Genomic DNA, 13410 nt, shown 5'->3' with positions numbered 1-13410 from the left:
TTCAAACCTAAAGTATTTAATTAGCGCTTACCGAACCAAATCCGCTTCATCAGATTATCTTTTAATATAAACTGATGATAAATTGCATCCACGATATGTAATACAATTAGTGCCATCAATACCTTAGCTATAATGCCATGCACAGCACGAGCAGGAAAATCCTGAAAACTTATCGGCAAAGGCTGCCCCGAACCACCAAAGACTATATCCGGCAATCCAGCACTAAAAGCTAGCGCAATACCACTAATGGCCATGACAATCACCACTAAATTTAATAAGACATGGACTAAAGCCGCGACCTTATCCAAGAGCGCACTGCCTGTAGGTGCGGGATTAGGCGCAATCGTTTTAAAACGCACGAAAATACGTAGCAACGTTAATAGTAAAATCAAACCACCCGCCATCATATGACCACGTAAGGCGTTGATTTTTTCAGGATCAGTATTAGGAATTTTTTCGAGTACTTGACTCCCCATGACTAAAGCTATAATCAAGATGACAGCTAAGAGCCAATGTAAGGTCACCGCTAAGGGATGATAACGCGAGGGTGCTGAAATCATTTCTAGTCCTTTATATTAACAATCAAACAAAAGCTAAGCACTGAGCATTGAACCAAGTATTAGTTTAGTGCGCAACTATACCAAAGCATTACTCTGTGATTCATATCGACTACCAACCATCACCCCATCAAAGAGGCGAGCTTGGTTGTAGAGCAAACTAGAGAGAGTTGCAATGACATTGCCCAAGGATTTTGCAGGACTAGAAGGGATATAATAACTCTAAACAGTCCTATTATAGCTCTCACTCAACCTAGTTCTCCTCATTGATTTCATTGCCACTACTACCGAGGATAATCAGCATGAAAAATAAAGCCGAGTTAGTTTGGAATCTCGACGTGCCCCTAGTGAATAATCCTTATCTCTTTCGTGCGTCGATTAAATTAAGCGTACTCACTTGGTTAGTGATGGTTATATTATTCAGCCTTATTTTAGGTGCTACGGGTGAATGGGATACCTTGCCACCACTATTATTAGGAGCCACATTCGCAGCTTTAGGACTATGGGTTTTAATGATAGTGGTGATGCTATTATTTTTTGGTAATCGCATGCCTATGCGCTTTACCATCAATGCCCGCCAAGTACAATGTGATATCACCAGTAGACGCTCTAAATGGGCAAATCGCACTTTAATTTTTTTAGGGCTTATTAGCCTTAAACCCGGTGCTGTCGGTACAGGTTTAATTGCCACCTCGCAAGAAAGCCAAGCGTTTGAATGGGAGAGGATTTATAGTGCTACCTATGACTCTAAACACTATCGTATTACATTGCGTAATCGCTGGCGTGACCTGATTACTCTTTTTTGCCTACCGGAAAACTATGAGGCGGCAGTAAATAGGGTGCAAGCGTCTATTCCCAATCACAAACAAACCAAACATAGTACTAAAAACCCTATTGGCTCATTATTGTTTAGAACCGTGTTGACGATTATCGCCTGCTTACCCTTTTTTCAAATGCCCTATCCTTTTGAAATAGATTTATTTGTGCCTATTTTCTTAGTGTGTTTTGCGGTCGCTACTATTTGGTTGATTCCCTTATTTGGCTATGTGGTCATAGCGACTTTGCTCTATATTGCCACATTGATTATTGCTACAGCTATTCAGCCTCATAATAGCTCTTATTCGTCACTAAAGGGTTATTTAGAGTATGAGTTAATTTCAGGAGATGAGTGGGTATTTTTTATTATCATGCTACTTTGTATGACCTATTTAATACGCATGTCATGGCGAGCTGTTAAAGGCAAAGATGAATCGGCTCTGTTCTTAGATTAGGATCTAAAATTAAGCTAGTTTAAATAATACTTAATGCAGCCGACTTAAATCATGAAATTGCCCGTATTCTTTCATAGCATAGCGATCTGTCATGCCTGCAATATAATCAGCAATAACCCGTGCTTTATAGGTTTCATCATTGGGCATACTTTTAATAAAGTCTTGGTATTTAACCGGTAATAGTTTTATATCCTGCATATAAATAGTAAACAAGCTACTAATGATCTTTTGTGCTTTCCATGCCATACGATAAACTGTAGGGTGCATATATAGATTTTGATACAGAAAGCTTTTTAATGCATTTTTTTGCATTAATAATTCGCTGCTATAACGAATTAGAGGGCTAGATTGTTGGCGTACTTGATCAATACTATTTACTCCTGATTGTTGAATCATTTGGGTGCTAGTATCGGTGAGATCAATCACCATTTTACCAATCAAACGGCGCACTATTTCATGAATCAAGCGCCGCTCCTCTAGCTTGGGATAACGCGCTATCACTTCTTCATAAGTTTCACAAAATAAAGGCACGGCACAGAATTGCTCAATACTAATTAAGCCCGAACGGATACCATCATCAATATCATGATTATTATAGGCAATCTCATCGGCTAAATTCGCAATTTGTGCCTCTAAACTCGGCTGAGTTTTAGTCAGAAAGCGCTCACCTACATCGCCTAACATCGCGGCATTTTTTACAGCGCAATGTTTTAAAATACCTTCACGCGTTTCAAAGGTGAGATTTAAGCCATCAAACTCCGCATAAGAAGTCTCTAAGTGATCCACCACGCGTAAGGATTGCAAATTATGCTCAAACCCACCAAATAGTTTCATACACCCATTCAAAGCATCCTGACCCGCATGACCAAACGGGGTATGCCCTAAATCATGTGCTAGTGCAATTGCTTCGGTTAAATCCTCATTCAAACCCATATTACGCGCAACCGCACACGCAACTTGTGCGACCTCTAGCGAATGAGTCAAGCGAGTGCGGTATAGATCACCTTCGTGATTCACAAATACTTGGGTTTTATACTCAAGACGACGAAACGCTTTGGAGTGAATAATGCGATCACGGTCGCGTTGAAATTCGCTGCGATAGAGAGGGGCAGGCTCTGGGAAGCGCCGCCCCCGACTCAATTCTGGTTTAGCCGCATAATTAGCTATCATGATCTAAAGCTCGCGATTGAGAACTTGATTTAACGCACCTTCGTGAAAATCAGTAGTCACTATGGCCCTACCTATTTTTTGCAGTAGCACTAAACGCAATGAGCCATCGAGTACTTTCTTATCCACTGACATATATTGTTTAAAATCAGCACCCGTCATGCTACTGGGTGGCTCGATAGGCAAATTAGCGCGTTGTAATAGCTCACGAATCCATTGTACTTCTGCGGGGGTAATCCAACCCATGAGCATCGAATGCTCGGCTGCCATTACCATACCCGCCGCTACTGCCTCACCATGCAGCCAATTACCGTAGCCCATTGCGGCTTCAATCGCGTGCCCAAAAGTATGTCCTAGATTTAACAAAGCGCGTTCACCCTCTTCACGCTCATCTGCGGCTACCACTTCGGCTTTATGCTGACATGAACGGAAAATCGCTTCCGCTAATACCTCAGGATCACGTCCGACTAATTGCGCCATATGCGTATCAAGCCATGCTAAAAACTCAGTATCACGAATCAAACCGTATTTAATAACCTCAGCAATACCCGCACTGAGTTCTCGATCCGGTAAGGTATTGAGAGTATCGGTATCAATAATCACGCATTGGGGCTGATGAAATGCGCCAATCATATTTTTGCCCAGCGGATGATTGACCCCTGTTTTGCCCCCCACCGAAGAATCCACCATCGAGAGTAAGGTAGTAGGTACTTGAATAAAATTAACGCCACGCTGATAGGCTGCTGCTGCAAAACCTACCATATCCCCCACGACTCCGCCCCCTAAAGCAATCAGGGTTGTTTTACGATCCGCTTTGTTTTCTAGTAAATGGGTGAAAATAGTATTGCAAGTATCGAGTGTTTTGTACTCCTCACCATCAGGCATAAGATGCGCTGAAGTAGTGAATCCCTCTAAAGCATTCTGTACTGAGTCTAGATATAAAGGAGCTACGGTAGTATTAGAAATAGTCACCGCTCGCTTGCCGTGAATATGAGGTCGAAGCAGATGAGATTGAGTCAATAAACCCTGACCAATATGAATAGGGTAACTGCGCTCCCCTAAATCAACTTGCAATGTTTGCATGATTAATTCCTTTATTAGCTGCAACGAGGGGGAGTTTTGCTTGAATGTCGCGTAAGACTGCTGATAAGCGCTGTCTTCCAGATAAGATAATCAAATCAGCCACTTCTGTATAAAAAGGCTCACGCGCTTTCAGTAAATCACGTAAAGTCTGCAATGGATTAGCGGTTTGCATTAAAGGGCGTGAAGTATCGTGTTTAATACGCTCATAAAGCTGTTCAGGATTAGCTTTAAGATAAATCACAATACCGTGTTGCATCAGGCGCTGGCGATTCACTTCACGTAGAATCGAGCCACCTCCGGTCGCTAAGATAATGCCGCGTTTAGCAGTCAATTCGGCGATTACTTCTTCTTCTCGATCACGAAAACCAGATTCACCTTCAATAGAAAAAATCGTGGGAATGCTAACGCCAGTTTTTTCCTCTAAATAACGATCAGAATCAAAAAACTCCAGCTTTAGCCGTCGCGCTAATTGTTTACCTATGGTGGACTTGCCCGCGCCCATCAACCCCACCAGAATAATATTCTCTTGCATGGTGGAGTTATGCCAGCACTAAGCGCGGGAATCAAGCCCCTACGCCTATTAACGCTTATTCATCGCAGTAGTTTTACTGGAATCAATAATTTTCGGAGTGACGAAGATCAGTAACTCGCGCTTTTCATTGCTATTATCGGTATTACGGAATAGCTGACCCACTACTGGTAAATCACCAAATACCGGCACTTTTTTCACAGTATTGAGGCGTATATCCTCATGTACTCCACCCAACACTACTGTTTGACCATTACTGACCATAACACGGGTTTGAATTTCGCGCGTGTTAATACTAGGGATTTTCTCATAAACCGCACCTACGGTATCTTGATTGACTCGTAAATCCATCGAGATATGCTCATCTGGCGTGATCTGGGGCGTGACTTCCAAGCTCAATACCGCTTTCTTAAAGGCTACGTTAGTCGCACCACTAGAAGAGTCTTGTAAGTAAGGAATTTCCACCCCTTGCTCAATAATGGCTTTGGTTTGGTTAGAAGTAATCACCCGTGGGGTTGCAATCACCTCACCCTTACTTTCAGCTTGCAAGGCAGAGAGTTCTAATTCCAACATAAAGTCTTTAGCTAGAATGGCAAAACCATAACTACCCGCCGCACCGGTTACAGGCATATTGACACTCAATAGATCACCTAAACCTATTTCTTTGCCATTATATTTATCGACCGCTGCATTTAAATTGCCGCTACCTAGACCCATGCTATCTTTATTTTTCCACTGTGGATTGACCCCGAATTTAGCGCCTAATTGCTTACCAAACTCATCGGTAGCCGTCACAATGCGTGACTCAATCAATACTTGCTGCACGGGAACATCTAGGGCTTTAATCAATTCACGAATATCACGCACGCGGGTAGCAGTATCTTGAATCAATAGAGTATTAGTACGCTCATCCACGGACACATTGCCACGCTCCGATAATAAAGAGTGATTCTTATCGGTTGAGCGCTTTTGAATCAGTGTGGCTAAATCCGCCGCCTTAGCAAAATTGACTGGAATATACTCGGTAATCAGTGGCTCCAACTCCACCTTACGCTTCGCAACTTGTAATACTTGCTCTTCTTTAGCCTCTAGCTCGGCTTGCGGGGCAATCCAAATCACATTGCCATTTTCACGCATGCCTAGATTCTTGGTTTCTAACACAATATCCAGAGCTTGATCCCAAGGAACGTCTTTTAAGCGCACTGTAATATTGCCGGTTACTGAGTCACTCACCACGATATTTTTATCAGTAAAATCAGCGAGTAATTGTAGAACTGCGCGTACTTCAATATCTTGGAAATTTAAAGAAAGCTTTTCGCCGGTAAACTCTTTCTTTTTCTTAGTAGTAGCCTCTGGGTTATTAGCATTACCTCCTACTTGCACTTGGGCGGTACTCACCTGACTATTACGAATAGGCTCAATGTGTACCGTTACGCGTGCACCTTGACGCTCAATGCGGTGATTATAAGGAATACCATTGGTGCTTAAGGTAATCACTCCGGTATCGCCTTCTTGCTTCACCTGAATATACGAGATAGGTGTCGCAAAATCAGTGACATCCAAGCGATTACGCAAATGTCCCGGAATGGTACTGCCCTCTAAACGCAAAGCCAGAGATGAACCGCTTTTAGTCTCACGAATAGTGGCCTCTGTACTTGGTAAATCTAAAATCAAACGCGCCCCACCATTCGGTGAGCGTCTAAAATCCAAACCACGTAACGCGGGAGTCGTCACAAAACGCCCCGTTTGCGCCGCATTATAATGCTGTGGAGCCGCTGCATAGGGCTTGAACTGAGTTTTAGATTGAGCAGGCGGTAAATTGCGGTATTGCGCCGGTGCTGGAGCTGATCTCACAGGTTGGGGTTGGTGCGCTACATACTGCTGTTGGCTAGCTAATTGGGCAGATTGGCTAGCATCTTGATAATAATCGTAACTACTAGCCCCTCCTAAGGGTACTTCCGCTAAGTCTAAAGCAGGTTGTGCTTCAGCCGCTCTAAACCGTCTAGTTGAGTCATTAGGGGCGCTATGGCCAGCCCCTTTAAAGGTTAACAGCATACGATTAGCCGATTGCATGTCCACGCCGTAGTCAGCAAACTGTTCTAACTCAATCACCACTCGTGTTTGACCTTTACTATTGACCGCTTTGACATTACGCACCACACCCGCACTGACTTGATTACGCCGTACTACCGGATTGACCGCCACGTCTGGAAAATCAAACACTAGACGGGGAGGGTTATCCATCACAAACCCTTGAGGAGTCGCAATCGGGGTATTAAATTGTAAACTCAACTCGGTTTTACCACCGACTAAACTGGCCTGTACTGCTTGCAACTGATTGGGTGCAGCTAACACAGGGCTAGTGGAGCCAAGTACGGCCGCCATTACGGCAACAAGGTAAAGTTGCTTCATTGTTTTCATTATTAGCTAACCTTTATTATACGGCACTCTTAGCCTTTATTTTTGGGGTCAAATAGGGCGATTGAGTTTTCCTGCTCTTTAAAACCACCAGAACCATTATCCACAATCTCTAGTAGATTAACTCGCGCCTCTTCAATTTTTAAAATTTTACCACGATTTAAACCTAAGTAATTTCCACGGTGTACGCGGTGAATAGTCCCACCCGGAATTTGGATCAAAGCCCAAAGTTCATTATTTTGACGTACTGTTCCTACCATTTTTAATGAGTCAAGTGGGAAACTTTCTAAAAACTCAGGAGTACGGTTTTCGTCAATTTTAACCGAGCTTACTACCTGCTGCTCTACTATATTTTCATGAGCCACATTCGCCATACTAAAGGGGTCATTTTCATGACTGGGGTAAATAAAGCGTACATAAGGCTTTATGGTGGGTAATGGCTCAATAGGAGCAGGCTCACGCATTCTAACTTTTTCGACATAGGCTTCCAAATCCGTCAGATCATTGGAGCATCCTGCTAATAAGGCGAGGGCTAATAAGATGATACCGCTGTTATTATAATGTTTAATGGGCATAACTATCACCTTAACTCTTCTTTTCACTATTAGGCTTTTCAGCCTTTTGCTTAACACTTTCATCCAAATAACGATAAGTTTTAATGACCGCCTCCATTCTTAGGCGGCTAATAGGCTTTTCATTGACCATCAAATTAGTATTTTTATCGTTTTTCTTATCTTTAAGCTTATCAGGGTCTTCGGCAAAACCTAGCTTAATATCGTGAATAGTAACAATACGCGGTAAGCCAGAAATATCACTCACAAACATAGCCAGCTCGCGGTAGCTACCTAATGCAATAATTTTAATAGGTTTTTCCGCATAGAATTCTTTTTGAGTTTCTGCTGCGGGTTCAAATAACTCAATTTCTAAGCCATTGGTAATGCCTTTTTCAGAAATATCCACAATCAAAGCCGGAATTTCTGTACTACTAGGCAATTGTTGCAGCAAATTACCAAATGAATTTTGCATTTCCTCTAATTGCTTTTCATAGCTATCCAATTGGCTGGCACGACGTTGGCGCGACTCTAAAGTCTGCTTAAGCTCATCCTCTTTAGCAGCCACTGTCTTTAAGGTTTCAACGCGCTCTACAATCATGAAATGGTAGCCCGCAAATAACACAAAGCCTAATACCATCAGTAGCGCAATGAGCTTAACCGACCATGACACACTAGCGGGATCTTCGACTAGGTAGTTAAAATCTTGTAGTTTCATGACTTATCACCGCGTCGTGTTTTTTGATACACCTCTAAACTAAAATCACGCAATTTACTATTATCATCTTTATCCTGAGCCTCTTTTTCAATCTTAATCAGATTTAAATTAGAGGAACTCAACCACTGTGATTGATCTAAACGATTCATGTAACTTGAAACCCGTGCATTAGACTCTGCTTTACCGGTGAGACGAATTAAATCACCGGTTTGATTTAAGCTAGTCAAATACATACCTTGCGGTAAAGCAGTGGCTATTTCATCAAATAAATGGACAATAGCGGGGCGGTGACCTTGCAAATCCTCAATAATGGACATGCGATCTAATAATGCCTTACGGGTGGTATCTAGATCTTTAATCTTTTCAATATTTTTGTCTAATACACTAATTTGATTTTGAAGGAAGCTATTCCGCGCCTCTTGTTTTTCTATCGTATTTTCTACATAGGTATTAGCTAAAAAAATTAAACCTGCGCCTAAACCTATCGTACCTAATAATAAAGCTATAAACTCTTTCTTTTTACGCTCACGCTCGCGCTCACGCCAAGGTAATAAATTCAAACTAGCCATTTACACAATCCCTCTTAAGGATAAACCGGCTGCCACTAATAAAGTTTGCATATCATTAGTAAAGCGGATAGGACTCACTTTATTACTTAATGCCACTTTTTGAAAAGGATTGACGATTTTAACGGGTGTACCAATTACTGACTGAATCTGCTCATCCACCCCCGGAATACGTGAGCAACCACCACTGATTAAAATTTGATTGACGCTATCGCGCTGACTCGATGCATAATAAAACTGCAAAAAGCGATGTAAATGCCGCACCATATTTTCCTTAAAAGGCTCTAATACTTCAGAAATATAATTTTCAGGTAGATTACCTTCTTTTTTAGCGAGTCCCGCTTCATGCCAAGTCAAACCATAACGGTGCATAATCTGCTCAGTTAATTGTCGCCCTCCAAATGCCTGCTCACGCGAAAAAGTCAAACGCCCTTTTTCAAATACGGTAATTCCGGTCATGGTTGCACCAAAATCGACCACTGCAACGGACTCGTACTGATTTAGCTCATCGGTTAAGGTACGTAATACCAACTCCAAGGCATGTGTTTCGGTGTCTACAATGTCTACCGTTAAACCAGCCATTTCTGCCGCTGCGACTCGGACTTCGACATTTTCAGTGCGCGTACCCGCCAGTAATACATCGACGGTGTTGGGATTATTAAAAGAAGGCCCTAAGACCTCAAAATCGTAATTGACCTCTTCCATCGCATAAGGAATATGCTGATCCGCCTCTAAAGAGATTTGGGTCTCCATTTCAGCCAGCGGGATGCTAGCAGGCATAGTGATAATTTTATTAATCGCCATCGAGGTAGGAATGGCTAGAGCACAATGGCGCAAACGAGTACGGCTGTCTTTAATGACTTTGCGAATCGCATCACCAATCGGTTCCGGTTCAACAATGTCTTTTTCATTGCAGACCCCTTCGGGCAGAGCCGCTACCGCATAGCTTTCAATACGGTAGTCACGCCCCTTACGTGCCATCTCCACCAGCTTAACGGCGGAGGAGCTGATATCAATGCCTAATAAGTTTGTTTTACGACGATAGAAAGAAAACACGGGTTGTCTCGCTCTTATTATTAAAAATTAGCCTTAAGCGCTTTTAGGGTAAGCCAGCTTAAATTAGGGCGACTGTTTATAGGCTCAAGTCTACCTTGACTCTATTAAACGTTCCGCTCTTTCTGATGAGCGGGAAACGCACAAACACTGTTCTAGTGACTTTATAAAGCTACTAAAAATACTCATAACTCAAGCACTTTCTCCCACCGAACAAAAAGGAGCACGCTGTACAACAACGGTTCACCCCCAGCATGGCATACTTGGCTAAAGCATTATGTTATTCAGGGACTCGGCATAATAATGATTCTAATCGGTCGCTTTCTAACCTTTATAGTGAGTGCTTGGCTCGGCTCGCTATTATCACTGTTGATGACTGGCTTATTAGGCTTAGTATTATTGTATTTATACTATGCGCCCCGTTTACCTGATAAAGCCGCACTACATCAAATTGAGCTACAAGTGCCTATGCGCATTTATGATCAAAATCAACAGCTACTCGCCGAGTATGGGGATGAGCTACGCCGCCCTCTTGCTTTTAATGCTATCCCTCCCCAACTGATCAATGCATTTATTGCTATCGAGGACTCACGCTTTTACGAACACAATGGGATAGACCTTAAAGGCGTGGCGCGTGCTTTGAAAGGGGTATTGTCTACCGGAAGTGCGAGTCAAGGCGCGAGTACTATTACTATGCAGCTTGCCCGCAATGCTTTTTTAGGCAGCCAAAAAACTGTTGACCGCAAACTGAAAGAAACCTTATTAGCGCTAAAAATCGAAGAAAACCTTTCTAAACAGGAAATTTTAGAGCTGTATTTGAATAAGATTTATCTAGGTAATCGTGCCTATGGTATTGGGGCGGCGGCAGAAACCTATTATGGTAAAACGATACAGGAACTCACACTAGCAGAAATGGCAATGATTGCGGGCTTACCCAAAGCACCTTCCGCTTATAATCCGATTGTGAATCCTACGCGGGCAATGGAGCGGCGAAATTACATTTTATTGCGCATGTTGCAGCAAAACTATATTACCGAGGCTGCCTATCAAGAAGCGCTTGCTAGCCCCAACACGGCTGCGGTGCATCGTACTGAAATGAATGCGGATGCGGCTTATTTTGTGGAAATGGTACGCTTAGCAGTAATTGAACGTTTTGGTCAACAAGACGCTTATAATCAAGGCTATCATGTTTACACCACACTAAACCCCAAAACCCAACAAGCCGCCGTGCAAGCAGTACGCACTCATTTAATAGATTATGATCAACGGCATGGCTATCGAGGGGCTGAGGTCAAACTCAATTTAAGCGATTTTAAAAGCCGCGAAGCTTTATTAAGTGAACTCTCTAACTATCAGACTTTGGGTGGCTTACAACCCGCGATTGTATTAGAAAGTTCAGCTAAACAAGCGCGTTTATTACTCAGTACCGATGATGAAATAACGTTAGCTCTGCCACAAGTAGACTGGGCGCGACCTTTTATTTCCGCAGATCGGCGTGGCTCTAAACCTAAGCGGGTGAATGAGGTTTTAAAAGCGGGTGACCTAGTACGTTTAAGTACTGAAGACGACGGCAGCCTAAAATTAAGCCAACTCCCAGAAGTGAGTGGTGCAACCGTATTACTAGACGCCAAAGATGGCGCTATTAAAGCCGTTGTCGGCGGGTTTGATTATCAACAATCCAAATTCAACCGCGCCACTCAAGCACGCCGCCAACCCGGTTCCAGTTTTAAGCCCTTTCTATATGCCAGCGCTTTTACCCAAGGGTATACGCCCGATAGTATTGTGAATGATGCGCCTATTACTATTCCCACTACCAGTGGCAATTGGACTCCACAAAACTATGGCGGTAGCTATATTGGCCCTACGACTTTACGCGAAGCCTTAGCTAAATCACGTAATTTAGTGTCAGTACGCCTATTAAAAGCTATAGGTGTGCAATCCCTGATTGATTATGCCACGCGCTTTGGCTTTGCCCCTCAAGACTTACCTAATAACTACACCTTAGCCTTAGGTACAGCTATGACTAACCCACTACAAATGGCTAGCGCCTATGCTACGTTTGCTAATGGGGGCTATAAAGTTGAGCCTTATTTTATTACCCGTATTACCAATAATAATGGTGAAGTACTATTTAATGCCCGCCCCGCTCGCGCCTGTGGCGATAATGTGGAGTACTGCACTACGCAAAACGATAATATTCATCCCTTACTCGCCACCAGCGTGCAACCAGCGGCTAAACGCATTATGGATGAGCGTACTCATTACTTTACTGTGCAGGTCTTACAAGAAGTTACCCAAAAAGGGACAGCGGTAAGCGCTACTAAAATCCTGAAACGTCAAGCGATTGGTGGCAAAACCGGAACCACTAACGACCAAAAAGATGCTTGGTTTTGTGGTATTACTCCAGACTATAGTGCAGTGAGTTGGATGGGTTTTGATGATATGAAAGAACTCGGTGAGGGTGAAACCGGAACTAATGCCGCTTTGCCAGTGTGGACTCAATTGATGGCAAGTGTGTTAGGTGATAGTCCCGATGTTGCTTGGGTTGCCCCCGAAGGACTTAAAACCGCAGAGCCAATACTCCATGCTAATCCAAATGACGCAACCACGGCGCTCAATGCGGGCGAGAAAGTCGTCATTAATGCGGGACAACCTAATAGCTATACTCCACCCATCCCGCGCTTTGAGTATAAAAGCACCGCAGCACTAACCGAGGTTAGCCCTGAAGTCGATTCTACGGTTTACACACCGCGCACAAGGGTTGATAATGAACGTCCGAGACCTAAGCCCACGCGCCCCGTGCGCCCAGTTCAACCCCGCTCGGAAGCTGTCGAAATACCTGAACAAATATTTTAAATGTATAGCAATACTCAAGACTTACGCCACCAAATTGCCGCCGAAGCGGCTCGCTTAATTTACGATGAGGGTTACCGTGATTATAAGGTAGCCAAAACTAAAGCAGCACAGCGCTTCGGACAATTACAGTCCTATTTACAACCCACCAATGAGGAAGTTGAGGAAGCGCTACACGATCATATCCGTTTATTTGAAGCCGATACTCAACCCGCTATTTTGCGGCATCATCGTGAAATCGCTTTAGAGGCAATGAGCTTTTTAAAAGACTTCCATCCGGTATTGGTAGGTTCTGCTTTAGAAGGCACTGCGGGACCTTTATCAGCGGTGACTTTACAATTACGCGCTAATGCACCGGAAGAAGTGATGATGTATTTAGACGATCATCAAATCCCCTTTCAGACCCAAGAACGCCGTCTGAATTATGGTAAGAAGCAGGATTACTACCCGCTGTTTCGCCTCTACGTAGATGAGGTGGAGGTAGAGTTACTGGTGATTCCCGATGATCCACGCTTTGCCAGTGCTGCCCTGAGTCCGATTACAGGTAAAGGCATGCGCCGCGCAGAACCGCATAAGGTACGGGAGTTATTGGAGGGTATGGATTAACTTTCATCTCTCTTGACTAAAGCAGATAATGACTTGCT

12 protein-coding genes are annotated in these 13410 nt (G+C 43.4%); 3 read left to right on the top strand and 9 right to left on the bottom strand.

Annotation, left to right across the window (positions count from 1 at the left end):
• Window positions 1-20: 20 nt before the first annotated feature.
• Window positions 21-560, bottom strand: a complete 540-nt coding sequence (locus IPL34_RS09200) for a cytochrome b/b6 domain-containing protein (RefSeq protein ID WP_296840978.1) — start codon at window positions 558-560, stop codon at window positions 21-23.
• Window positions 561-859: 299 nt separating this feature from the next.
• On the opposite strand from IPL34_RS09200, the gene IPL34_RS09195 reads away from it, so the two are divergent.
• On the top strand, window positions 860-1828 hold the full coding sequence (locus tag IPL34_RS09195) for a hypothetical protein (RefSeq protein WP_296840976.1): 969 nt from the start codon (window positions 860-862) through the stop codon (window positions 1826-1828).
• Between the two features lie 30 nt (window positions 1829-1858).
• Here IPL34_RS09195 and IPL34_RS09190 read toward each other — a convergent pair whose 3' ends face one another.
• The 8 genes from IPL34_RS09190 to pilM are packed head-to-tail and all read right to left on the bottom strand — an operon-like array spanning window position 1859 to window position 9916.
• Window positions 1859-2998, bottom strand: coding sequence for a deoxyguanosinetriphosphate triphosphohydrolase (locus tag IPL34_RS09190; RefSeq protein ID WP_296840973.1), 1140 nt, complete (start codon window positions 2996-2998; stop codon window positions 1859-1861).
• A gap of 3 nt (window positions 2999-3001) precedes the next feature.
• On the bottom strand, window positions 3002-4078 hold the full coding sequence (gene aroB, locus IPL34_RS09185) for a 3-dehydroquinate synthase (RefSeq protein ID WP_296840970.1): 1077 nt from the start codon (window positions 4076-4078) through the stop codon (window positions 3002-3004).
• Entirely contained in the window at window positions 4059-4610 is a 552-nt protein-coding gene (locus IPL34_RS09180) for a shikimate kinase (RefSeq protein ID WP_296840967.1), read from the bottom strand. The genes aroB and IPL34_RS09180 overlap by 20 nt, the downstream gene beginning before the upstream one ends.
• Before the next feature lie 48 nt (window positions 4611-4658).
• A complete protein-coding gene (locus IPL34_RS09175) occupies window positions 4659-7028 on the bottom strand; it encodes a type IV pilus secretin PilQ (RefSeq protein ID WP_296840964.1) in 2370 nt (789 codons plus the stop codon).
• 29 nt (window positions 7029-7057) lie between these two features.
• The gene (locus IPL34_RS09170) at window positions 7058-7600 is read right to left on the bottom strand and encodes a pilus assembly protein PilP (RefSeq protein ID WP_296840961.1); all 543 of its coding nucleotides are present in this window, start codon (window positions 7598-7600) and stop codon (window positions 7058-7060) included.
• Window positions 7601-7610: 10 nt separating this feature from the next.
• Window positions 7611-8294, bottom strand: a complete 684-nt coding sequence (locus IPL34_RS09165) for a type 4a pilus biogenesis protein PilO (protein WP_296840958.1) — start codon at window positions 8292-8294, stop codon at window positions 7611-7613.
• Window positions 8291-8863, bottom strand: a complete 573-nt coding sequence (locus IPL34_RS09160; protein WP_296840956.1) for a PilN domain-containing protein — start codon at window positions 8861-8863, stop codon at window positions 8291-8293. The genes IPL34_RS09165 and IPL34_RS09160 overlap by 4 nt, the downstream gene beginning before the upstream one ends.
• Window positions 8864-9916: a type IV pilus assembly protein PilM gene (pilM, locus tag IPL34_RS09155; protein WP_296840953.1), complete on the bottom strand. Its 1053-nt coding sequence runs from the start codon at window positions 9914-9916 to the stop codon at window positions 8864-8866. It lies immediately after the preceding gene.
• 300 nt (window positions 9917-10216) lie between these two features.
• Between pilM and IPL34_RS09150 the strand changes: the two genes are divergently transcribed.
• Complete coding sequence (locus tag IPL34_RS09150) at window positions 10217-12769, top strand: penicillin-binding protein 1A (RefSeq protein WP_296840950.1); 2553 nt, start codon at window positions 10217-10219, stop codon at window positions 12767-12769.
• Entirely contained in the window at window positions 12770-13372 is a 603-nt protein-coding gene (locus IPL34_RS09145) for a hypothetical protein (protein ID WP_296840947.1), read from the top strand.
• The last annotated feature ends 38 nt before the right edge of the window (window positions 13373-13410 follow it).

The organism is Thiofilum sp. (genome assembly GCF_016711335.1).
Classification (GTDB): Bacteria; Pseudomonadota; Gammaproteobacteria; order Thiotrichales; family Thiotrichaceae; genus Thiofilum.
The sequence above is the reverse complement of the archived record's forward strand: the minus strand, read 5'-3'. Positions and strand labels throughout refer to the sequence as shown.